The organism is Achromobacter sp. MYb9 (assembly GCF_002975275.1).
Lineage (GTDB): Bacteria > Pseudomonadota > Gammaproteobacteria > Burkholderiales > Burkholderiaceae_B > Achromobacter.
Genome location: NZ_PCOQ01000008.1, coordinates 1 through 20,553, shown reverse-complemented (window position 1 = coordinate 20,553; position 20,553 = coordinate 1). Strand labels below are relative to the sequence as shown.

General features: G+C 60.8%; 23 protein-coding genes and 2 tRNA genes. 10 read left to right on the top strand and 15 right to left on the bottom strand.

Annotation, left to right across the window (positions count from 1 at the left end; all coding sequences use genetic code 11):
- Positions 1 to 116: 116 nt before the first annotated feature.
- The gene (locus tag CQ050_RS13670; RefSeq protein WP_199196812.1) at positions 117 to 1,316 is read left to right on the top strand and encodes an MFS transporter; all 1,200 of its coding nucleotides are present in this window, start codon (positions 117 to 119) and stop codon (positions 1,314 to 1,316) included.
- 154 nt (positions 1,317 to 1,470) lie between these two features.
- A complete protein-coding gene (locus tag CQ050_RS13665) occupies positions 1,471 to 2,217 on the top strand; it encodes a sulfite exporter TauE/SafE family protein (RefSeq protein WP_105557379.1) in 747 nt (248 codons plus the stop codon).
- Positions 2,218 to 2,365: 148 nt separating this feature from the next.
- Here CQ050_RS13665 and CQ050_RS13660 read toward each other — a convergent pair.
- Positions 2,366 to 2,434 (bottom strand) — tRNA-Arg (locus CQ050_RS13660).
- Positions 2,435 to 2,634: 200 nt separating this feature from the next.
- Between CQ050_RS13660 and CQ050_RS31095 the strand changes: the two genes are divergently transcribed.
- From CQ050_RS31095 to CQ050_RS30830, 4 genes are all read left to right on the top strand, one after another.
- Positions 2,635 to 3,396 carry an SOS response-associated peptidase family protein gene (locus CQ050_RS31095; RefSeq protein WP_233214035.1) on the top strand — a complete coding sequence of 254 codons (762 nt, stop codon included), beginning with the start codon at positions 2,635 to 2,637 and terminating at the stop codon, positions 3,394 to 3,396.
- Positions 3,397 to 3,445: 49 nt separating this feature from the next.
- Positions 3,446 to 3,739 (top strand): hypothetical protein, encoded by a 294-nt coding sequence (locus CQ050_RS13650; protein WP_105557378.1) that lies wholly within the window; start codon positions 3,446 to 3,448, stop codon positions 3,737 to 3,739.
- 266 nt (positions 3,740 to 4,005) lie between these two features.
- Positions 4,006 to 5,751 carry a hypothetical protein gene (locus tag CQ050_RS13645; protein WP_105557377.1) on the top strand — a complete coding sequence of 582 codons (1,746 nt, stop codon included), beginning with the start codon at positions 4,006 to 4,008 and terminating at the stop codon, positions 5,749 to 5,751.
- A gap of 23 nt (positions 5,752 to 5,774) precedes the next feature.
- Positions 5,775 to 5,921, top strand: a complete 147-nt coding sequence (locus CQ050_RS30830; RefSeq protein WP_158266049.1) for a hypothetical protein — start codon at positions 5,775 to 5,777, stop codon at positions 5,919 to 5,921.
- Positions 5,922 to 5,926: 5 nt separating this feature from the next.
- Here the strand turns inward: CQ050_RS30830 and CQ050_RS13640 are convergent, their stop codons facing one another.
- The 5 genes from CQ050_RS13640 to CQ050_RS13620 all read right to left on the bottom strand — a co-directional run bounded on the left by CQ050_RS13640 (position 5,927) and on the right by CQ050_RS13620 (position 8,355).
- Positions 5,927 to 6,667, bottom strand: a complete 741-nt coding sequence (locus CQ050_RS13640; protein ID WP_146121028.1) for a prolyl oligopeptidase family serine peptidase — start codon at positions 6,665 to 6,667, stop codon at positions 5,927 to 5,929.
- 78 nt (positions 6,668 to 6,745) lie between these two features.
- Positions 6,746 to 7,264 (bottom strand): lysis system i-spanin subunit Rz, encoded by a 519-nt coding sequence (locus CQ050_RS30970; protein ID WP_105557375.1) that lies wholly within the window; start codon positions 7,262 to 7,264, stop codon positions 6,746 to 6,748.
- The gene (locus tag CQ050_RS13630) at positions 7,261 to 7,674 is read right to left on the bottom strand and encodes a hypothetical protein (RefSeq protein WP_233214055.1); all 414 of its coding nucleotides are present in this window, start codon (positions 7,672 to 7,674) and stop codon (positions 7,261 to 7,263) included. Before CQ050_RS13630 ends, CQ050_RS30970 begins: the two co-directional genes overlap by 4 nt.
- A gap of 109 nt (positions 7,675 to 7,783) precedes the next feature.
- On the bottom strand, positions 7,784 to 8,119 hold the full coding sequence (locus CQ050_RS13625) for an HNH endonuclease signature motif containing protein (protein WP_233214033.1): 336 nt from the start codon (positions 8,117 to 8,119) through the stop codon (positions 7,784 to 7,786).
- Positions 8,120 to 8,121: 2 nt separating this feature from the next.
- A complete protein-coding gene (locus CQ050_RS13620; protein WP_105557374.1) occupies positions 8,122 to 8,355 on the bottom strand; it encodes a hypothetical protein in 234 nt (77 codons plus the stop codon).
- Positions 8,356 to 8,684: 329 nt separating this feature from the next.
- Between CQ050_RS13620 and CQ050_RS13615 the strand changes: the two genes are divergently transcribed.
- Positions 8,685 to 9,125: a hypothetical protein gene (locus CQ050_RS13615; protein ID WP_105557373.1), complete on the top strand. Its 441-nt coding sequence runs from the start codon at positions 8,685 to 8,687 to the stop codon at positions 9,123 to 9,125.
- Positions 9,126 to 9,270: 145 nt separating this feature from the next.
- On the opposite strand, the gene CQ050_RS13610 is transcribed toward CQ050_RS13615, so the two are convergent.
- Together CQ050_RS13610 and CQ050_RS13605 are read right to left on the bottom strand one after the other, a co-directional pair.
- Positions 9,271 to 10,494: a Hint domain-containing protein gene (locus CQ050_RS13610; RefSeq protein ID WP_105557372.1), complete on the bottom strand. Its 1,224-nt coding sequence runs from the start codon at positions 10,492 to 10,494 to the stop codon at positions 9,271 to 9,273.
- A 190-nt stretch (positions 10,495 to 10,684) separates the two neighbouring features.
- Entirely contained in the window at positions 10,685 to 11,068 is a 384-nt protein-coding gene (locus CQ050_RS13605) for a hypothetical protein (protein WP_146121026.1), read from the bottom strand.
- A gap of 44 nt (positions 11,069 to 11,112) precedes the next feature.
- Between CQ050_RS13605 and CQ050_RS13600 the strand changes: the two genes are divergently transcribed.
- The gene (locus tag CQ050_RS13600; RefSeq protein WP_105557370.1) at positions 11,113 to 11,895 is read left to right on the top strand and encodes a phosphoadenosine phosphosulfate reductase family protein; all 783 of its coding nucleotides are present in this window, start codon (positions 11,113 to 11,115) and stop codon (positions 11,893 to 11,895) included.
- A 289-nt stretch (positions 11,896 to 12,184) separates the two neighbouring features.
- Here CQ050_RS13600 and CQ050_RS13595 read toward each other — a convergent pair.
- The 7 genes from CQ050_RS13595 to CQ050_RS13565 all read right to left on the bottom strand — a co-directional run bounded on the left by CQ050_RS13595 (position 12,185) and on the right by CQ050_RS13565 (position 17,318).
- Positions 12,185 to 12,261 (bottom strand) — tRNA-Arg (locus tag CQ050_RS13595).
- Positions 12,262 to 12,343: 82 nt separating this feature from the next.
- Positions 12,344 to 12,928 carry a helix-turn-helix domain-containing protein gene (locus tag CQ050_RS13590; protein ID WP_105557369.1) on the bottom strand — a complete coding sequence of 195 codons (585 nt, stop codon included), beginning with the start codon at positions 12,926 to 12,928 and terminating at the stop codon, positions 12,344 to 12,346.
- Positions 12,929 to 12,941: 13 nt separating this feature from the next.
- The gene (locus tag CQ050_RS13585) at positions 12,942 to 14,234 is read right to left on the bottom strand and encodes an FAD-binding oxidoreductase (protein WP_105557368.1); all 1,293 of its coding nucleotides are present in this window, start codon (positions 14,232 to 14,234) and stop codon (positions 12,942 to 12,944) included.
- A gap of 17 nt (positions 14,235 to 14,251) precedes the next feature.
- Complete coding sequence (locus tag CQ050_RS13580) at positions 14,252 to 14,941, bottom strand: amino acid ABC transporter permease (RefSeq protein ID WP_105557367.1); 690 nt, start codon at positions 14,939 to 14,941, stop codon at positions 14,252 to 14,254.
- A gap of 2 nt (positions 14,942 to 14,943) precedes the next feature.
- Positions 14,944 to 15,636 carry an amino acid ABC transporter permease gene (locus CQ050_RS13575; protein WP_105557366.1) on the bottom strand — a complete coding sequence of 231 codons (693 nt, stop codon included), beginning with the start codon at positions 15,634 to 15,636 and terminating at the stop codon, positions 14,944 to 14,946.
- A 34-nt stretch (positions 15,637 to 15,670) separates the two neighbouring features.
- Positions 15,671 to 16,462: an ABC transporter substrate-binding protein gene (locus tag CQ050_RS13570; RefSeq protein ID WP_105557365.1), complete on the bottom strand. Its 792-nt coding sequence runs from the start codon at positions 16,460 to 16,462 to the stop codon at positions 15,671 to 15,673.
- A 106-nt stretch (positions 16,463 to 16,568) separates the two neighbouring features.
- Entirely contained in the window at positions 16,569 to 17,318 is a 750-nt protein-coding gene (locus tag CQ050_RS13565; RefSeq protein ID WP_105557364.1) for an amino acid ABC transporter ATP-binding protein, read from the bottom strand.
- Between the two features lie 195 nt (positions 17,319 to 17,513).
- Here CQ050_RS13565 and CQ050_RS13560 point away from each other — a divergent pair, with 195 nt between their 5' ends.
- Together CQ050_RS13560 and CQ050_RS13555 are read left to right on the top strand one after the other, a co-directional pair.
- A complete protein-coding gene (locus CQ050_RS13560) occupies positions 17,514 to 19,016 on the top strand; it encodes an aldehyde dehydrogenase family protein (protein ID WP_105557363.1) in 1,503 nt (500 codons plus the stop codon).
- A 203-nt stretch (positions 19,017 to 19,219) separates the two neighbouring features.
- Positions 19,220 to 20,512, top strand: coding sequence for a phospholipase A (locus CQ050_RS13555; RefSeq protein WP_105557362.1), 1,293 nt, complete (start codon positions 19,220 to 19,222; stop codon positions 20,510 to 20,512).
- The last annotated feature ends 41 nt before the right edge of the window (positions 20,513 to 20,553 follow it).

Sequence of the window (20,553 nt, the reverse complement as noted above, 5' to 3'; positions counted from 1 at the left end):
TCTGACCCTGACCGGAATTCGGTTGAACGATCCGCCTACCCGCATTCGACCAATGACCGCGACGCCGCGGACGAAGCGTCGGCTGAATGCACCATGGAAGCCCAACTGGAGCTTCAATGAACATGTTGCTTCGCCACCCTCTGGCCCTGATCGTCCTGGCTCAGCTTTGCGGCACCTCGTTATGGTTCAGCCCGAATAGCGCTGCAGACAGTCTATCTGCCGAATGGGCGCTTACGACTGCACAATTCGGCCAATTGACGGGAGCCACGCAGATCGGCTTTATCCTGGGCTCACTGACCCTGGCCGCCAGTGGCGTCGCGGACCGTTTCCCGGCCAGCAAGTTATTTGCCAGCGCTTGCTTTTTGGGCGCGGTGTTCAACGCATGCTTTGCGTTGCTTGCGTCGGACTTCCACCAAGGACTGGTTCTGCGGTTTGCGGTCGGGATCTGCCTGGCAGGGATATACCCTCTTGGCATGAAAATGGTCATCGGCTGGACCCAAACGGCCGCGGGTTCAACATTGGGGCTATTGGTCGGCATGCTTACGCTGGGCACGGCCCTGCCCCACGCGGTACGCGCCGGCGGGGGAAGCCTTTCCTGGCACGGCGTGGTTCTGGCTTCCAGCCTGCTGGCAATCGCTGGCGGCGCGCTGGTCCAAGCGCTGGGAGATGGGCCGTATCTACCCCGCGCGAAAGCCGCGCAGGCCGGATGGGGAAAGGCGCTCAAGGCGTTCAAGGGCACGGATTTCCGCGCCTCGGCGCTCGCCTATTTCGGGCACATGTGGGAACTCTATGCGTTCTGGACCTTGGTTCCATTTTTCATAAATGACTTAATCAGCACTTCCGATTTCGCGTCGGACTCAGGTAGCGCGCTTGCGCCCGCCCTGTCATTTTCCATTATCGGAATAGGCGCATTGGGTAGCGTAATTGCGGGCAGATTAAGTCAACGTGTGGGCAGCCCGATAGTGGCTGCGGCATCTTTAGGAACATCCGGACTGATGTGCCTGGCTTACCCTTTTGCCAGGCCATTTGGCATGTTGCTTTGTATTCCCATGCTGCTGCTCTGGGGCCTGACAGTCATCTCCGATTCCGCACAATTTTCTGCGATTTCCGCACGCGCATGCCCGCCAGAACTCGTCGGTGGCGCACTGGCGATCCAAAACAGCATTGGATTCCTGATTACCGTATTTTCAATCACGTTAGTGACTCAGAGTTTTCCGACCTTAGGCGTCGGCGTCGCATGGTATCTGCTGCCGGGTCCATTATTGGGCCTGGCTTGTTTCATGCCCGTCCTTCTGAAATTCAGGGCACCTGGGTAGGCGTATAGCGCCGGCCAGTCACGAGAACCGCGGGAATCTCGGAATGGCACCCAAGCATCGATTACGATGGAGCACCTGTCTTTGAGCACCCGAGAAAAGGGATCTTGCAGGTAGCGATGTACGCCTTGTATTTCTCATTCTCGGTTGTCTAACAATGACGCTCTATCTCGTGGTGGCGGCCGGCGCCGTTGTAGCAGGCTTTGTTCAGGGACTCTCCGGCTTTGCCTTCGGCCTTGTTGCCATGTCGTTCTGGGTGTGGGCGGTTGACCCAAAAGTCGCAGCCACACTGACGGTATTTGGCGGCCTTTTAGGGCAGCTGATCGCCGCGTTTTCCGTCAGGCGTGGCTTCAAATGGAACCAGTTGCTGCCGTTTGTCCTGGGAGGCATCGCCGGCATCCCGGTGGGCGTCTGGCTCTTGCCGCTGGTGGACGCCAACACGTTCAAAATCGGCCTTGGCGTCATCCTGCTGATTTGGTGCCCGGCCATGCTCTTTGCACAGCGCATTCCGAAGATCGACGCGGGCGGCAGGCTGGCCGATGCGGTGGCCGGCCTGGCGGGAGGCGTATTAGGCGGGTTCGGCGGTTTCACCGGCGTAATTCCCACGTTGTGGTGCGTGTTACGCGGATTCCCGAGAGAAGAGCAGCGTGCGATCATCCAGAACTTCAACCTGGCGATGCTCATCGTCATCATGGGCACCTACATCGCGACCGGCCTCGTCACCAAGGCCACGCTGCCATTGTTCGCGATCGTTGCCCCTGCCATGCTGATTCCCACGTTTCTCGGCACACGGATGTACAAAGGAATATCCGACCTGCGGTTCCGGCAGATCGTCCTTGGCTTGCTGACAGCGTCGGGATTGATGATGTTGACGTCAGGCCTGTGGGCGTTCGCAAAAGCCTGATCCGCCACGCGGCGGGTAGCCTTCTGAAGCCGGGGCTGACGTAATCGTTCAATACGTCAGGTTGTCACGGCCTTCCGGAATGCGCGCGCGGGCTTGGTCGCCAGGCTGTGGCGCATGCCCCGTAAGTCGTTGTATTTTTTGACGATTCTGGCGCGGCAGGAGGGGCTCGAACCCCCGACCCCGGGCTTAGAAGGCCCGTGTGAAATGCTACTAACGCATTGATATCACGGGCTTTTTCATTTTTATCGTTAGAACTATTGTGTGATCTACGCTGCGAGTTCATGCGGCTCTCCAGCTATCTGTTCTAACGCAATGTCCTACTTTAGGCCCATGCCTCCTGAGCTTTGCCGGTGCTGGACATGTACCCTCTGTCTTCCGAAGAACGGTGATAGATAAGTCAGAATTGGATATCCAGCCATGAACGCAGAAAGACGGTTTTACATACCAACAGAGCTTCAGAAGACAAGTGCTTTTTGGGATCTTCTGAGCAGCAAGCTGCAGGGGGTTGAGTTCCAGCATTCCAGCGTAGCAAAGCGGGTGGGTGCCGGTTTTCTTCATGTGAGTTTGGACCATCTAATGGCAATCACCACATTGATCAATGACCGCCAGTTCACATCCGCTCTGACCCTCATGCGGCCCCAGTACGAAACTGCCGTTAGAGGTGCATGGTTTTCGTTCGCCGCCACTGACCCGCAGGCGGAAGAGTTCCTTGAAACTGATCGAATCCCCAAGATCAAAGTGCAGATTAGGGCGCTGACGGACGCGCTGCCTAGTTTGACGGGGCTGGAGGAATTGCACGATAAAAGCTGGGACTACCTCAATGACTACACTCACGGCGGCCAAATTGTGATTAAGTCACGATTTCAGGACGGTAGGATCGAATGTGCAATCACGGACGGCCAACCTATGGGCATCGCTGGCCTTTGGGATCGGTACCGCGACGCCGCCGGCCAATGGCAAGACAGCTACACCATGCTGACCATAAACGCGGACGATCACCCTCTGTTCAAGCACTACCACCAGTCGGGCAAGGAAAAACGGATGGTCGTAATGCTGCCAGAGGGCGCCTACGGCGACTGGCTTACCGCGCCGGCCTCGGACGCCCGGGACTTCCTCGTCCCTTACCCCGCTGACCGGCTAGTCGCCACCCCAATGCGACCGGGAAACCCCGAAAGCTGACCCCGATTTACGACGGAATATACTGGACGCATAAACAGTATTTTCCGCCATGCCGTTCAAACCGCCCCTCCTCCACGCCGACCTACGCGCCATCCGTGAGCGCCAGTCATGGAACGCCGATGTGATCACCCTACTATGGGAGGTCAAGCGCCTGCGCTCGGTCGTTCTGCGCGCCTACCAGCTGTCGGGCGACTTCAAGCGCCCTGCCGGCATCACCGGCAGCCTCTACGACGACTTCATGCAGGCGCTGCGGGAAGAGCCCTGTGTCATCGAGCGCGACCAGGACGTGCAGGAAATGATGGAAACGCCGGACAAGCTGCGGAAGGGGATGGCGCCAGGGTGAGCACAGCCACTGGTTCTGGCCCGGCAAGGTTGAAGCGTGGGAAGCGGGTTGGCCGGCAGAGCCAGTCGCGGCAATCACCACGCGGCAGTAATGCCCGCCCCATTCCCAGCGCCACGGCGCGATAGCCAACTGAAGACGATCTGCGCCCCACCTGGGGCGCTTTTCTTGTGGTCGACAAACTGCGTAAGGGGAGGCGCGGCGATAGCTGGGAAGCAACCCGGCGTAAATGGGCTACAGTTACGCTTGCTCATGAAATTAACACATAAATGGAAACATTCAGTACCCTCTCAGCGCTGAAGCTGCGCAAAGCCCCCGTCATCCTTCGAACCTTCGCCGATGGCCAATGGGGAGGCCCCGTCTATCTACAGAAAGGTGATGAGGTTACCGTCCGCATCCGTGAAGAAACCTACATAGCGACATTCCATGGCGCCGGATGGCTGGGCGACAAGTTGATCACCCGCGCCGCTGATCTCCTTGAGGCGCTGCCCGCAGTCGCCACTGGCGAATTAGCGGATTCAATCGGTGCCAACTTACGGGGCAGTCTTTGTCTCTACCTGCACACACACGATACGTTCCACGCTTTCCCTGATCCTCTCGGCGCCGCGATGCTCTACGAGTACCGCAGCCCGCGCGTCTGGGCCCACTCCAGCGATCTAGAGGCCTTAATCGAGGCCGTTACGCATTTGGGGGAAGAACCCAAGAAGAGTCTCGAATATCTGGTCGAGGTTATAGCAACCGGGAACGGTGGCTTCTTTCCGGCTAGCTACGAGGATGTGGCAACGTTGCCCCCTTTTGCGTACGTGTCCATTGATGACATGAATTCGTATCAGGGTAGCTACCATTGCTCGGATGCCTTCTTCGCACGCCCATCTAACATTGCGGACCTATTTGAAGAGGCCCGTAGCGACCTGATCCAAAACGTCCGTGCGGTAGCAGCTTCTGGCTTCGGTCACCGAATTTCCCATCTGACTGGCGGATTCGACTCGAGGCTGATCCTCTCCGCCATGATGCACGAACACCTGCACGATGAATTCAAGTTCATGTGTAGTGGGAACACCCAGATGCCTGACCGGAGAATAGCCGGCGAACTCTGTGGTCACGTTGGCATCCCTTTGACCAATAGCGACGGCACCATCAAGAGAGCCTATGCGCCTGGTAACGCCATGTTTGGCACATTTGGGATGCTGCGATCCGACCTTCCAGAATCTGCCCTTCCTGACCATGTCTTGATGTCCGGCGGCTACGGCGAGTGTTTGCGGTCATTCTACGGCGCGCGAAACGCTGTCATGACAGCCCCAGAAGCAACACTTCAAGCCATCCATGGGCGCACATTCGCCGCAGAAAGCCGGATGCTTGGGCCAGATTTCTATGCGACCTATGTAGACCGGTTCAAGGACTTCTCAGCCGGTGCTGTATCGGACGGTCTGCCCCGAGATGCAGTGTTGGACTACATGTATGCGGCGAAGCGGAACCGTTACTACGTAGGCCTGACGTCGGAATACCATTCCAACATGACGCCCCGCGTGGATCCAATCTACTCGGTAGCCGCAGTGAAACTCGGGCTATTCACCCCTCAGGCAGAACGCGCAGGGAACGTGCAGGGCTTAAAAATGATGGCATCGCTACAGCCTGAATTGGTCGGTTTGCCATTCGACTCGGACCGCATCACTCCGACCTACGAAAGCCTGCATGGCCCCGTCACGAGGACTGCCTTTAACGGCCGCCAACCACGCTTCATCCAGGATGACCGAATCACTGTTAGCCCCTCAAAACCAGCGACGAAAGAGCAGATCCAGCGAGCCCAAGAGATTAAGGGCTCGCTGTTGCAGATCGTCCACTTACAGGACGTCCAAGCCGAGCTGAAGAAGTTGTTGGCAGCGAACCGCGCCTCAATTTCCAAGGTGATGGACTGGACCATCGTGAACCGATTCCTCAATCCGAACCTGTCCAACCGCAACCACATCCGCACAGTCTTCACCATGCATGACTCGCTGCGCTGGTATACCGCCTGATAGATCAATTCCGGAATAGAACTATGCTTACCCTTGAAGACCTGCAAACACAAGTGAACGAACTGAAGGCCCGCATCGAAACGTTAGAAAAAGAACGGGACGCTGCCAAAGCTGAACTCACAGACGAAGAAGCTATCCGCATTATCGGCGGCGATGCCGATCTCACGTAGAACGGTCAGCGATACTTGTTGAACAACCGGATCGTCTCCGTGATCCCGTGGTTCTTACCGTGGGCATCCGTAGGCCGAACCTCTAGGTAGAACTTGTTGCCAGTGGCTTGCAGGTGGTTGATGAACCGCAACCCCTGCTCAGCAAAATAGTCGCCAGACTCTAGCTGATTGAAGCAGAGAAAGTACGTCGTCTTCCGTGGTGCCTTAAAAAGGGAACGAAGATCGTTATATCGACGGTCTTCACTCTCGCCAAAGATCGGCTCAAAGAACCGTTTCATTGACGTCTCGGAATACGTTGAACCCAGCAATCGCGTCTGAGGGACGTTGGCGTATATCGCTCTGGCCCGGTTTAAGGTGCCGTGCAGGATGGACGCATAGCCGCCCATGCTGGATCCCCAGCAGTAGAGCGCCCCGCCGCCACCGCACAAGTCCCGCGCACTCTGAAGGATGGCGGGGAACGCCTCCAGCCAGAAGTAATCACCACCCTCCCCCAGATACCAAGAACCCCAGGCGTCAGCGCCGAACTGGTCCATAGGTCGAACCACGTTCCAGTTTTCACTCTGGAACGCGGTCGGAACCCCGCCAAATCCATGTCCGTGGAAGATTACGAGCATCGGCGCCGTAGCCGGATTCACTGCCTTCGATAGGTAGTACCGGAAGGTACGGCCGCGCACTTCTAAGCTAATGGCTTCCAGGGAAGGATCAGGCGTTAGAGACGTTCCAACAGGGCTTTCGGCGGCTTGCATGGATCCACTTACATAACGTTTTAATGCCCGCGATGTTACCAAATCCGCCTCACTAGCCTAGATTCGGGCAAAAGGGCCTTAACGAATTCGTGCTTGGCACGCTGCGAGCTGCGCATTCATTCTTTGGATCCCAGCCCGGAGGGCGAAATAATCCGATCGAGCAGCGGGATCAAGTTCGGCGCGGGCTCCATCACCCACGCGGGCGCCAGCTCCGGCTTTGGGCACTCCACTGCTGGAGGCGGAGCAGGTGGCAGCGACGTGCAGCCGCTGGCGCCCAGCATCAACATCAGCCCGTAGGCCGTCGTCCTGTACCTGCGCATTGCGCATCCCTCCATAAGCGGCCCATTCGGCCTTGGCATTACGCTCGTTGATCTGGCCAACCTCGGCCACGCGGCTTGCCAGGATTTCGCGCGCCTGGCGGTGCGACTCGGCGACTCGGTCCGACTCATCGGCCTTGGTTTCAGCAATCTCTGCCCCGTACCGCCACCCCTGAACCTTCCAGGCCGCGCCGCCCGCCACGATGGCGCCCACCACCAGGGCAGCGGCGTAGCCTTTCCAGCCCACCAGCGCGCCCGTCAGCTTGGCCAGCGGGTTCATGGCACCACCTCGGCGACGGCCTGGCGGTAGAGGGCCGGCCAGGTTTGAGGATGCGGCTTGCCCGGCCGCCAGGTGCGCAGGTATAGCGCCCAGGCGGATTCAGCATCACCCGGCGCCGGCAGCGCCTTGGGGTCCGACCACAGAAGCAGCCGGGCGAACGCCGCCGCCAGCACGTCGTCCTCGTCCAGCGCGTCATACACCGCGTCGGCAGTAGCCGGAATGCCGCGCGCCTTGCATACCGCCTGCGCCTGCTCCCGCGTGTTGGCATGCGTCAGGACGCCGCGCACCCCGCCGCCCTTCTCGAATTGCCAGAACCCGCGCGCCGGGCCGCCAATCTGGCGCCGATGGATGAACCGGCTTCCCTGCAAGCCAATGGCCAGCAACATCACGCGCGCGGCAGGCGTGTCCATCTTGGCGGGCAGCAGCGCCAGCGCCGGGTCGATACCCGTCTTGATGATCTCGGATACCAGCGCACCCACCACGCGACGCGAACCGAGATCGTGACTGTGTGCAGTGCCATTACGTGCGGCCCCTGTATCCCATGTCCTGCCGGGTCTTGGCGTCATGGCATCCGGTCTTGCGCCCGTGGGCATCGCGGGATACGCACAGCACCTGCGTGTTTGCGTCGGCGTCTTCGCCGCCATCGAACAGGCTTACCTTGTGGTCGAGCTCGAAGCCGTGCGGGTATAGGGTCAACGCTCCGCATTGCGCGCAGTGCGGATCAGCGGACCAGACGCGCAACCGACGGTCTTGCAGCTTGCGGCCTGTCATGCGCTTAGCGCTGGGCGTGGGCGCTGCTGTCAGCCTGGAACCAGCCATCGCAATGCGAGGTTTGAGTGTCTTGAGCTTCGCCATGCCTAAGCCGCCGTCACTCTGGCCGCATGATCGTCGATGATCTCGACCTCGACCTCATACGTGTATCCCGTGCTGGTTGAGCGGCTGGTGATGTACGCCCTATACGACACGGCGGGCGAGTCCAGGCTGACACCTAGCTTTTCCGCAACGCGCTCAGCAATGATGCGGAGCGCCACGTCCTGCTCGACCTTTGCGGTGTGCACGTCGCGGTGTTGCTTGTTGGTGTAGATCTTCATGGTTTTCACCCGTCTTTGAATTGGTGCCGGGTGCCACCAACAGCACGCCGCCCGGCGGCGGCGATCCAACCCCGCATGCCATGCCCAGCGCGCGGCCCTTGATAGCGAAGGGTGGAGTTCTGCCGCTGCAAAGCAAAAGCCCCGACCGGAGCATCCGTATCGGGGCACTTTCTTCATGAGCGGGCCAAGCCTACTAGTAGATCCGCTTCGGTGGGTATTTACGCATATAACAGGAGAGTCCCGTCGACTACGCTCACTAAGCCCAGAACAGCCTCGGACATTGCGACACATCCCGAGAAGGCCCGCGTTCTTTATCAAGGAGAATCAAAATGGCGAATTTTATTCTGCCGAAAAAGATGCACATGCAGATCTCCACCAATGCGCAAGCAAACTACACGCAAGCCGCCGTTTTCGAAATCTGGAGCGCGGAGAATCCCCCACGTCTGCTTTTGCATCATAGGAGCGAGAACTTTTGGAATCAGTCGTCGTTTGTGTTGCCAACACATACGTATGACCAAGACTCAATGGTCAGCATTTCGGCGCAGTACCTATACACAAGAAGCGCCTGGGGCACTTCGGCGGAAAAAATCTGGGAATCGTCCGAAAACCATGTGCTGCTAGGGTATGACGACGCTCGTCACCGGGAACATGACAACGACTACAACGACTATATGATCGACATTACTTTTAAACCTGGAGACCCCGTGCTTCTCTCAGCTCGCGATTTTCTTGCTGAAGCCGCCAAGTCCTGGAAACGTCGAGAAAAATAAGCATCTCGACCATAAACGAAAAACCCGCTGCTTTCGCTGGCGGGTTTTGTTTGGGCGCAGTAATTCACCTTATCTGTTAGGAACGTATTCTGGGGGAAAAAATTCCCATGGTCAACAGAAATTTGTTATCCAACTACCAGCCCATCTAGCCGTTGACCGCGGCTTTGTGCGGTTCAAGGGATGAAATATTCACGGCCCGAGCGGCGTATTTCTCCCGCAATGCCGCTTCTCTGCCGGGGTCGCGCAGTACTGTAAAACCGGGCCGTTCGGCCAAGCGACGTTTACGGTCCTGCGGGCGAAGTTCGGCGACAGGCGCATTCTGGAAAAAATCGCGATTGCCTCCGTCGGCCCACGATTCGGAATACACCCCGTGGGTCAAGACAACGTCGAACTGATCCAATTCTACGTGGTAGTACTCGATCCACCCCACACGCGCTTCTTGAACGATAGTGCTCCCATTGACAAGACACTTCGCGCGCACCAACACGCCATCCAACAAGAGATGATGCCAGGGTGAAACCCACAAATCGGATTCTGGCAGATTGTGACCAAAGGCGTGCTGCCGAATCCTAATTGGCCACGTCGCCGCACGCTCGCTGTCAGAACGCAACAGCGCGACACGATACTTGCGCCAGCCTACCCATTTCACGTGGCGCGTTCCCGAAAGCCCGAGGACCTGATCGCCAGGCTGTAAGGACTCAATGGGGACCTCACCATCTGGGGTGCGCACAAGCGTACCTTTTAGGAAACAGACTGGCATCACAAAGGTACCGTTGCTGAAATAACTTTGCGGATCCGCAGCAATGATTGCTCCTATCTCCGGAGCCATGTTCGTAATCGACATCACTACCGGCATGGCACCGCTCGCGAAGAGGGCGGAGCCAGTTCCGGATGCCGCATCGTAGTTAAACGCCGTCAAAATCCCACCAGGCACATGGACGGAATCTCCTGCACTCATCCCGCTTATCGTCACAGGGCCCGAAACGACGGAGTTGACATATGTGAAGCTGCCATCTCCGTCGCCGCTGAACTCCACGTTCAGATTTACGACACCGCCCGAAGGCACAGTGCCAAACTGATTGACGGTAGCCGAAGAGTTGCCGTCAATCAGGAGCTTGCCTGGTATTGAGGAAGCATCGGCGACCGCGAACAGTAGATCTGACGCTTGAAGATTGGCGCCATTAGTGACGATCACAGTCGCACCTGTTGACGGAAACGTAAAGAGCGGAACTGAAGCGGAGAGGTTGACGCCATCCACAGTCAACGTATTAGGCCCCAGGATCACAAGCGCGCTGTTTTCCACACCATCCGCACTGGTCGCATCGATTGTTACGTTTGTATCTCTCAAATCGACAGAAATATTCGCCATTGATGTTCCTTAGGCCGTGTCTTATCAGGGCGGTGAAGGAGGCGCCCACGCGCGGGCACAGGCACAAGGAGCACCTGCTACCTCATAACCAATTGAAACAGTAATTAAGATTAATGCAAATGACAGGAAGATCGAACACTTATTATTGACAAAGTTCTTCCACACGTTACATTTTTATTCGGGGTAAGGGCTAGCCTAGATGCGCACCTGGCTCCCGGGCTATCCACCCGCAGGTCTTGAAGCGGTCGGCAATTTCCCGGATTGCCTCAGGATGCAATCCCATTTGCATAGCCGGCCCTCCGAACAACCAGCGCTTCAGTTTGGCACTGTGTGCGCCCGCCGTTTTTTCGTCGACGTCGTATCTTTCCGCTAGCTCAGCCAGCGTAGCCTTCGCGCCCAGCAGCCGCTGGATCAGCGCGGAGCGCAGCCGCCCGTTAGATATCCGCTTGTCCTCAACCCCGAGTTCATCGTCTCCGTCGCAACGGCTCGATCCAGCTACGGCGGCAACAAGGCCAACATCCGCACCGAGGACGGCACCACCCATTCGGTGCGCGATTCTGTCGCTGAAGTCCACGCGCTGATCGAAACCGCCGAGCAGTCCCAGCGGAAGGAGGCGTGATGGAACCGTTGCACGTCGTTTCGATCTCGGGCGGCAAGGACAGCACTGCCACCCTGTTGCTTGCGCTGGAACTACACGGACACGACAACGTGCGGGCCGTCTTTGCCGACACCGGCAACGAGCATGAGCTAACCTACGAATATGTGCGGTATCTGGAAGCAGCCGTAGATCTACCGATCAAGTGGGTGCGCAGAGATTTCACGGACCTCTGGTGGCCTCGCCGCGACTATGTTCGTGATGTGTGGCCCACAAAAGGCGTCGCCCTAGAGGTCGTGCAACGCGCATTGCGCGTATTCAACCGAGGTCCTACCGGAATTCCATTCCTTGACCTGTGCATCATCAAGGCCCGCTTTCCCAGCCGTATGGCGCAGTTCTGCACCCATGAACTGAAGATCCTTCCGATCACCGAACACCTGCTGGAGCTTCGCGACACGACCGGCCGCCAAATCTGGTCATGGCAAGGCGTTCGCGTCGAGGAAAGCGCAGCGCGCCGAAACAAGCTCCAAGGATGTGGCGCTTGCGTCCGCAGCTACGAAGAGATGGGCGGCGGTATACACCACTACCGCCCAATCCTTCGGTGGCCGTGGCAAGCCGTTTTTGAGGCCCACCGCGCTAAGGCCATCCAACCGAATGGTCGACGCGGCTTCGTGTTGTCGTCGCTCGCGCTCTGGACCGAGAAAACGCCAGTCCGTATCTATTCGCGCCCACAAAAAGGTCAGAGGCATACACACGGCACGGATGGGCCTCCAGTTGGAAGGATGCCCAATTGGCCTGGATACTGACGCTTGATGAGGAAGTGAAAGAGAAGACCCTTACAGCCCATCCCCAGTACTTCAACCTACAAGATATTCGTCCGGCAGCCATTACCAAGAAGATCGCGAATCGGGACCATGACGCCTACGATTTCGCTGCTCATGCTGACCCGTCCACAACCCACAAACACTACGATAGGCGGCTGGTGAAACGGGCTACGGCAACTGAGTAAAATTCTAACGCAGGCATTTTTATTCTAATGATTAACCTGCTAGCGAATTCAAAACCCACGTAAAGCCTTGTATTTACTAGATGTTCTGGCGCGGCAGGAGGGGCTCGAACCCCCGACCCCGGGCTTAGAAGGCCCGTGCTCTATCCAGCTGAGCTACTGCCGCGCAGTTTGTTGACGTCCCGGAAGATGTCCGGGCGCCGCATTTTACCTTGTTGCGGAAAAAGGTGGGCGGGCGCAGTACCGCCCTATTCTTCTTCGATATCCGCGTGGGTGGACACCCACAGCACGATGGCGTCGTTTTCGCTCAGGCTGATCACCCGGTGCCCCATGCGGCTGTCGATATAGAAGCTTTCGCCGGCCTTCAGCCGGGCCGGTTCATAGAACTCGGTGTACAGCTGCACCTCGCCTTCCAGCACGTAGACGAATTCTTCGCCGCCATGGCGGCTCCAGTCCTGGAAATCGTCGAAAGCGCGTGCCTTGACGCGGGTGTGGAACGGCATCATGCGCTTGTGCGACAGGGCGGTGCACAGCAGCCGGTGGTCGTAATACGGTGTTTCGTACTGGCGCCCTTCGCCCTGGCGGCTGAGGCTGCGGCGGCCGGTACCCATGTGGGCGTCGGAGGCGGTGAAGAGTTCGGCCACGTCCAGGTCCAGGCCGGCGGCGATCTTGATCAGGTTGTCATAGGTGGGCGACAGCAGGCTGTTTTCGATCTTGGACAGCGTGGACGCGGCGACGCCGGTGGCGGCCGCCGCCTGCTTCAGAGTCCAATCGCGCGCCTGGCGCAGGGCTCGCAGCCGTTGTGCCAGTGCGCTCTGTTTGTTGCCTTGCATCCTGTGTACCTTCTCATGCCCGCGTTGTGCGCTCCCGCCACCAGTCGCGCGCCTGGTAAGACCAATAGGTCAGTTGAACCGCCGCCGTGCCCAGCCCGCCGCCGTTCCATGCCAGCCCGAAAGGTTGGAACAGCTTGTAGCGCTGGGTGTCGCCCGTGATCCCTTCGGCGACGACGCGCCCGCCGATCGAGGTGGTATTCATGCCGTGGCCGCCGAACGCCGTGCAATACCACACGTCCTGCGCCAGCAGGCCGATCTGCGGCATCAGGTGGCGGGCGTAGGCCATGCGCCCCGACCATGCGGTCTCGACGCGCACCCCCTGCAATTGAGGGTAGACGGACAGCAATTCTCGGCGCAGGGACTCGGCCAGATCCGGCGGGTCGTCGACACGGGTGGTGATTCTACTGCCCCAGCCGATGCGGCCGCCATCCAGTACCCGGTAATAGTTGCCGGCGCGCCGGTCGTCGCCGATGGCCGCCGTGCTGCGGATGGCTTCGTGCACCCGGTCGCCCAAGGGTTCGGTCAGCATGATGTAGGTGGCGATGGGCAGCATGGCCCGGCGCAGCGCCGGCACGACGTCGCCCGTGTAGCCGCCGGTGGCCAGCACCACGGCGCGGGCGTCGACCTGCCCCAGGGCGGTCTGCAAGTGCTTGACCGCGCCGTTCAGCGTGGCGGCGGTCACGGCGGAATCTTCATGGACGCGCACGCCCAGCCGGGCGCATTCGCGAGCCAGCGCCCGGGCATAGTTCAACGGGTGGAAGTGAAACGAAGCGGGGTCTTCGACGCCCTGGTGATAGACATCCGACACCAGGCGTTCGCGCACCTGGCTGCGTGTCAGGAAGCGCACGTCGCGGCCGAAGTCGCGGCGCTGGGCGTCGCACCACTGGTTCAGTACATCGGTCGCTTCGTAGCGCACCACGCGCAAGCGTCCGTCAACCTTGTGCGCGTCGGCGATGGCCAGGTTGCGGATATTGTCGCGGATGATTTCCACGCCCTCCATCGACAAGCGATAGAGCTGCCGGTAGTGGTCTTCGTCGACGTGCCGTTTGATGGCGTCGGCGCCGGCCGAGAAGGCGGGCGACACCGATCCGCCGTTGCGTCCCGACGCGCCCCAGGCGATGCGCCGGCCTTCCAGCAGGGTGACGCTACGGCCGCGGCGGGCAAGTTCCAGTGCGGTGGACAGGCCGGCGAGACCGCCGCCCACCACGCAGACGTCGGTGCTGCATGCGCCCGCCAGCGGCGGGTAGTAGGTGGCGCTGTCGGAGAGCGTGCGCTTGTAATAGGTGTCGATGTACTCGGAGGCCATGCCGGTGGGAGTCCGTGTCAGTGCAGGCTTGCGCCCTGCAATCCGCCCGTCAGGCGCTTTTCCAGCCAGTTGGCCAGGCGCAGCAACGGGTAGCAGTAGATGAAATAGATGGCGGCGATCATGCCGTAGATAAACAGCGACTTGGCGGGAAAGGTGATGATGAACACCTCGCCTTGCCGGGTCAGTTCGGTAATGCCGACCACCGACAGGATGGCGGTGCTTTTAATCAGCATGACGTAGACGCCGCTCATTGGCTGCACGATCAGCCGCATGGCTTGCGGCAGGACGACCAGCCGCAGGATTTGCAGGGGACGCAGGCCGAGAGTCATCGCGCCTTCGGTCTGGCCGCGCGGCACCGACTGGATGGCGCCCATGACGATTTCGGCGACATAGCAGGACGTATAGACGGACAGCGACACAAACGCCGCGGTGGCCGAGTCCCAATGCAGCAGTTCGATCCCCGAGCTGGGCAACACGAAATAGAAGATGTAGAGCTGCACCAGGAACGGCGTGCCGCGCAGGACATGGATATACAGGCCCAACAGTTGGTGGATGCCGCGGATGCGGTAGCTGCGGATCACGCCGATCACAAACCCCAGCAACGAGCCCGCGATGATGGCCACGAACGAGATCTTCAGCGTTTCCCAAAAGCCCTTCAGCAGGAAGGGCAGCACGACGCCAGCGGTGGAAAGATAGGAATCCAGCATGCTTACCTCGCGTTCCAGGCCGGACCCGCCAGCCAGAGGCTGACGCCCCGGGACAACAACAGCATGACGCCGTAGATCAGCAGATAGCCAGCGGCGATGGTCAGGAAGCTTTCATTGGGCACGATGCGGTCGCTATTCATCTGCACGCCGGCCGCGACCAGTTCAAACACCGTGATCAACGACAGCAGCGAGGTGTCCTTGATCAACACGGCGGTCTGGCCCAACAGGGGCGGCAGCGTGTTGACGAACGCCTGCGGCAGCACCACGTAGCGCAGCCGCTGCTGATAATTCATGCCGCACGCCTTGGCGCCTTCCACCTGGCCGCGCGGCACGGACTCGATGCCCACGCGGATGATCTCGCTCATGTAGGCGGCGTGGTGCAAGGTCATCGCCAGGATGCCCAGCACCATCTCGCTCCAGCCCTTGGCGCCCGGCACCAGCATGGGCACGGCGTAATAGACCAGGTAGATCTGCACCAGCAGGGGCGTGGAGCGGATGAACTGCACGTACGCGGCCACGGGGCGCCAAACGGCGGCTCTGGACGACATGTGCAAAAGCGCCAGGGGCACGCCCGCCAACACCGACAGCACAAGGCTTGCGCCCGCGGCGATCAGAGTGTTGGCCAGGCCTGTCGCGAATTGGTCCGCGTACTGGCTGACGATGCGCCAGTTGTAGTAATCGATCAGCCAGTCCATGGGCGGTCCGGTCTCCCCGTAGCGGTTCTAGCGATTAATGGTCTTTCTTCCAGTCGGTGGAGTACCAGTACTTCACCTGCTCGGGCAGCGTGTTGTCGGCGGTCTTCAGGGTTTGCCAGTTGTCCAGCCAGAACTTCAGGCGGAAGGCGTTGGGACCGACGGCAAAGGCCAGGGGCTCACGCACCATCACGCCGTCCAGCACGCGCAGGTTGCCGAAGTCGACCAGAAACTGGTTGGCGGTGGACATGGACATGATGCCGGCGTCCAGGCGGCCGCTGGACAAGGCCTGCCCAACCGGCGCGCTGCCCCCCGAGAACTCTTTCATGGTGGCCTTGGGCAGCATCTTCTTGCCCACTTCGGCGTAGGTGCTGGCACCCAGCACGCCGACGTTGACACCGGCCTTGTCCAGTTCCTCGTACGACTTGTACGGGGAATCCTTGGGCACCACGGCCACGGTTTCGGCGTAGAACATCGGGGCCGAGAACAGCACCTGGGCTGCGCGCTGCGGCGTGGGCGTCATGTCGGCGGCGACCATATCGGCTTTGCCCGACAGCAACGCCGGCAACAGGCCCTTCCATTCATAGTCTTGCAGCACCAATTTCACGCCCAGGTCGTCGGCCATGCGCTTGGCGACTTCCACCGCCAGGCCCGTGCGCTTGCCCGTCTTGTCCATGAAGCTCATCAGGGGCCCGGATGTCTGGACCGCCACGCGCAATTCGCCGCGCTTGATGATGTCGCCCAGTTCGTCGGCCTGCGCGGGCAACGCCACGGTGGCGGCCGCCAGCGCGACACCGGCCACGCCCAGCCATTGTTTGATTTTCAGCATTTGAATGTCCCCTAGAGGTGGATGAAACCTTGTCATTCCGGGCAAAGCACGTTGTGTTGCCGCAAGGCCGGCAGCGCCCGGATCAGCCGGAGCGGCCTCGCTTGGACTACAAAATCTTTTCCAGGAAGGCGCGGGTACGCGCCTCCTTCGGGTGGCAGAACACCTCGTCGGGCGTGCCCGTTTCCACAATGCGGCCCGCATCCATGAACAAGGCCCGGTCGCCGACGTCGCGCGCAAACCCCATTTCATGAGTGACGACCGCCATGGTCATGCCGTCGCGAGCCAGACCGCGCATCAATTCCAGGATGCCGCCGACGGTTTCCGGGTCCAGCGCGGACGTGGCTTCGTCGAACAGCATCAACTTGGGGTCCATGGCCAGCGCGCGGGCGATCGCCACGCGCTGCTGCTGGCCGCCGGACAACTGGCTGGGGTAGCGTTGGCCGAAATCGCCCATCCCCACGCGGCCCAGCAGGTCGCGGGCATAGCGTTCGGCGTCGGCGCGGCTGCGGCCGCGGACGACCCGTTGGGGTAGCGCGACGTTGTCCAGCGCAGTACGGTGTTGGAACAGGTTGAAGTGCTGGAACACCATGCCGACTTCAGTGCGCCAGCGGTTGACGTCGGTGTCGGGGTCCGTCAATGACACGCCGTCCACGCGGATCGTGCCGCTGTCGATGCTTTCCAGACCATTCAGGGTGCGCAGCAAGGTGCTCTTTCCCGAGCCAGACGGCCCGACCACCACCATGACCTCGCCGCGGTTCAGTTGGCAATCGACCCCGTCCAATGCCAGATGCGGCGGCTGGCCCTCCCGCTGGAAGGTCTTGGTGACGGCTTGGACATCAAGTAAAGCGTCTGCCACTGATGCACCCCGAAAGAGGTTTCCCAACCGGCCCCGGAGCGGCCTCCCCGGGGGAAGCGGCGCTTAAGCCGGTTAAGAAAAAAAGTTTCGCAATTCACGCTGGAGTTTCGTATAGTAAATTTTTTTCCAGAATCGCCACTTAGGCATAACCCTTAAGCGAAGACATGGGCTTCGCTGGCAATCCAAGGAACCGGCATGGACACCCCCCAAGACATCCTGCGCGCGCTCGGCCTGAATCCGGCCGCGCTTACCGGCGGCACGCTGACCGCCCGCAGCCCGATCGACGGCGCCGAACTGGCCCAGGTGCATGAACATACGGTGGCACAGGCCCATTCGGCCATCACCCGCGCCCGCCAGGCCAGCCTGGCCTGGCGCGACGTGCCGGCGCCGCGCCGGGGGGAACTCATCCGTCTGCTGGGCGAAACGCTGCGCGAAAACAAGACGGCGCTGGGCCGTCTGGTCAGCCTGGAAGCGGGCAAGATCGTGGCCGAAGGCGAAGGCGAAGTGCAGGAAATGATCGACATCTGCGATTTCGCCGTGGGTCTGTCGCGCCAGTTGTACGGCCTGACCATCGCCTCCGAGCGCCCCGGCCACCGCATGATGGAAACGTGGCACCCGCTGGGCGTCATCGGCGTCATCAGCGCCTTCAACTTCCCGGTGGCCGTGTGGTCGTGGAACGCGGCGCTGGCAATCGTGTGCGGCAACGCCGTGGTCTGGAAGCCGTCCGAAAAAACGCCGTTGACCGCCCTGGCCTGCCAAGCCCTTTTCGCGCAGGCCATGCAGCGTTTCGGTGACGCGCCCGCCGGCCTGTCCGAAGTGCTGATCGGTGGCCGCGAAGTCGGTGAAGCGCTGGTGGATTCGCACACCGTGGCGCTGGTGTCGGCCACGGGTTCGACCCGCATGGGCCGCCAGGTGGGCCCGCGCGTGGCGCAACGCTTCGGCCGCGTGCTGCTGGAATTGGGCGGCAACAACGCCATCATCGTCGGTCCCACGGCCGACCTGGACATGGCCGCGCGCGGCATCGTATTCGGCGCCATCGGCACCGCCGGCCAGCGCTGCACCACCACGCGCCGGCTGATCGTCCACGAAAGCGTGGCCGACGCGCTGGTGCAGCGCCTGCACAAGGCTTACGCCAGCGCGCCGATCGGCAACCCGCTGGACAGCGGCAACCTGGTCGGGCCGCTGATCGACCGTGTGTCGTTCGACGCCATGCAAGACGCCCTGAAGGCCGCGCGCGAGCAAGGCGGCAAGGTCACCGGCGGCGAACGCGTGCTGGCCGACGAATACCCGAACGCCTGGTACGTGCGCCCGGCGATCGCCGAAATGCCCGGGCAGACCGACGTGGTTTGCCACGAGACCTTCGCGCCCATCCTGTACGTGATGCGCTACCAGGAATTCGGCGATGCGCTGGCGCTGCAGAACGGGGTGCCGCAAGGCCTGTCGTCCGCAATCTTCACCAATGACCTGCGCGAAGCCGAAACCTTCCTGTCCGCCGCGGGTTCGGACTGCGGCATCGCCAACGTCAACATCGGCACGTCCGGCGCCGAAATCGGCGGCGCCTTCGGCGGCGAAAAGGAAACCGGCGGCGGCCGCGAATCGGGTTCGGACGCCTGGCGCAACTACATGCGCCGCGCGACCAACACCATCAACTATTCGCGCAACCTGCCGCTGGCTCAGGGCATCAAGTTCGGCGAATAAGCCCGCAAAAAGCTTGAAACGCAAGGCCCCGCGCACTGTCGACAATGCGCGGGGCCTTGTCTCGTGGGACGTGTCCGTCTGCCCGCAGACATCCTGAGTAACACCTGTTTATTACACGCCCTACATCCGATAAGCCTGCCTTACAAACAGTTTCGGCGTGCGATGCTACATTGCCTCGTCACAAAAAAAAACCATCGCACGCCATGTCCCGACGCCGTCACACACGCTTCTCCCTTGCCCTGCGCACCCTTGCCGGCGCTCTCGCCTTGGGCGCGGCAGGTTCCGCCGCCGCAGGCGTGTCGTACCGCCTGGACCGGCCGTCCGCCGCCCCCGGCGAAACCGTCACCATCGAGGCCGTGTTCTTCAACGAAGACAGCGCGCGCGCCAACTGGCAAGCACCGCCCGAACTTGTGCTGCAGTGGCGCGGCCAGGACGGCCAGATCGTGCGCAGCCTGGCCAAGCTTGCCGGCGACCGCGCCAGCTACAGCGTGCCCGTCAATAACTTCGCGCGCATGGCGTGGACCGCCGTCGTGCCCAGCACGGCACGCGGCCTGCAAGCCGTCTCCATCGAGGGACAGCCGTCGATGATGGCGCTGGACACCACCGGCCGTGAAAGCGGCACCGTTGCCAGCACGCCCGCCCAAGGCCCGGTGGTGGACGCCCGCAGCGGCCAGCCCGTGCCGGTCGCCGCCGTCACCGCCGTGGGCGCATCGCCCGAAGGCGGCCCCGCTCCTGACGCCGCCGTCGTGCCCAGCGTGCAGCCGCAAACGGCGTTCGACCGTTTCCGCAGCTCGATCTCGGAATACAAGCCGGTCTACTTCGACATCGGCACCCGCGGCCAAACCACCGCGCGCTTCCAGATCAGCGCCAAGTATCGCCTCTTCAGCCCCCACGGCGACCGTCCTGCGACCTGGGGCGAAAACTTCTACCTGGCCTACACCCAGACCTCGCTGTGGGACTTGCAGGGCGACTCCATGCCCTTCATCGACACCACCTTCAACCCCAGCGCCTTCTGGCTGTCGGACAACATGTGGCAGTCCGCCAACCAGAACTGGCGCTTCGGCATGAACACCGGCGTTGAACACAGCTCCAACGGTAAGGACGGCGAAGATTCCCGCTCGGTCAACGACGGCTACATCGAGCCGCGCTTCCACTACCGCTTCGACGGTGGCAGCACGCTGACCTTTGCCCCCAAGGTCAAAGCCTACTTTGGCGTCGCGGACGAAAACCGCGACTACGCCGACTACGCAGGACACGTCGACTGGCAACTGCGCTGGGCCCAAGACAACGGCGCCGTCGTCTCGGCGATGTACCGCCAGGGCGACCAGAAGCGCCGCACCACCCAGCTGGACTTCGCCTGGCCGTTGCAGCGCACGTGGCTGAACATGAACGGTTATCTGCACCTGCAATACTTCAACGGCTACGGCGAAACGCTGCTGGGCTACAACCAGCGCAACGAATCGCAATTCCGCATAGGCCTGTCGCTCGTCCCCTAAGACAACGAACCGAAGAATTACGCCCACCGAATGCCCACCGC

Coding starts and splice junctions, on each gene's coding strand:
- CQ050_RS30830 (WP_158266049.1), top strand. CDS start 5,775: ATGCTTACCCTTGAAGACCTGCAAACACAAGTGAACGAACTGAAGGCC.
- CQ050_RS13585 (WP_105557368.1), bottom strand. CDS start 14,234: ATGGCCTCCGAGTACATCGACACCTATTACAAGCGCACGCTCTCCGAC.
- CQ050_RS13650 (WP_105557378.1), top strand. CDS start 3,446: ATGCCGTTCAAACCGCCCCTCCTCCACGCCGACCTACGCGCCATCCGT.
- CQ050_RS13560 (WP_105557363.1), top strand. CDS start 17,514: ATGGACACCCCCCAAGACATCCTGCGCGCGCTCGGCCTGAATCCGGCC.
- CQ050_RS13670 (WP_199196812.1), top strand. CDS start 117: ATGAACATGTTGCTTCGCCACCCTCTGGCCCTGATCGTCCTGGCTCAG.
- CQ050_RS13580 (WP_105557367.1), bottom strand. CDS start 14,941: ATGCTGGATTCCTATCTTTCCACCGCTGGCGTCGTGCTGCCCTTCCTG.
- CQ050_RS13620 (WP_105557374.1), bottom strand. CDS start 8,355: ATGAAGATCTACACCAACAAGCAACACCGCGACGTGCACACCGCAAAG.
- CQ050_RS13630 (WP_233214055.1), bottom strand. CDS start 7,674: ATGGACACGCCTGCCGCGCGCGTGATGTTGCTGGCCATTGGCTTGCAG.
- CQ050_RS13590 (WP_105557369.1), bottom strand. CDS start 12,928: ATGCAAGGCAACAAACAGAGCGCACTGGCACAACGGCTGCGAGCCCTG.
- CQ050_RS13575 (WP_105557366.1), bottom strand. CDS start 15,636: ATGGACTGGCTGATCGATTACTACAACTGGCGCATCGTCAGCCAGTAC.
- CQ050_RS31095 (WP_233214035.1), top strand. CDS start 2,635: ATGAACGCAGAAAGACGGTTTTACATACCAACAGAGCTTCAGAAGACA.
- CQ050_RS13645 (WP_105557377.1), top strand. CDS start 4,006: ATGGAAACATTCAGTACCCTCTCAGCGCTGAAGCTGCGCAAAGCCCCC.
- CQ050_RS13555 (WP_105557362.1), top strand. CDS start 19,220: ATGTCCCGACGCCGTCACACACGCTTCTCCCTTGCCCTGCGCACCCTT.
- CQ050_RS13615 (WP_105557373.1), top strand. CDS start 8,685: ATGGCGAATTTTATTCTGCCGAAAAAGATGCACATGCAGATCTCCACC.
- CQ050_RS13625 (WP_233214033.1), bottom strand. CDS start 8,119: ATGGCGAAGCTCAAGACACTCAAACCTCGCATTGCGATGGCTGGTTCC.
- CQ050_RS13600 (WP_105557370.1), top strand. CDS start 11,113: ATGGAACCGTTGCACGTCGTTTCGATCTCGGGCGGCAAGGACAGCACT.
- CQ050_RS30970 (WP_105557375.1), bottom strand. CDS start 7,264: ATGAACCCGCTGGCCAAGCTGACGGGCGCGCTGGTGGGCTGGAAAGGC.
- CQ050_RS13665 (WP_105557379.1), top strand. CDS start 1,471: ATGACGCTCTATCTCGTGGTGGCGGCCGGCGCCGTTGTAGCAGGCTTT.
- CQ050_RS13610 (WP_105557372.1), bottom strand. CDS start 10,494: ATGGCGAATATTTCTGTCGATTTGAGAGATACAAACGTAACAATCGAT.
- CQ050_RS13640 (WP_146121028.1), bottom strand. CDS start 6,667: ATGCAAGCCGCCGAAAGCCCTGTTGGAACGTCTCTAACGCCTGATCCT.
- CQ050_RS13570 (WP_105557365.1), bottom strand. CDS start 16,462: ATGCTGAAAATCAAACAATGGCTGGGCGTGGCCGGTGTCGCGCTGGCG.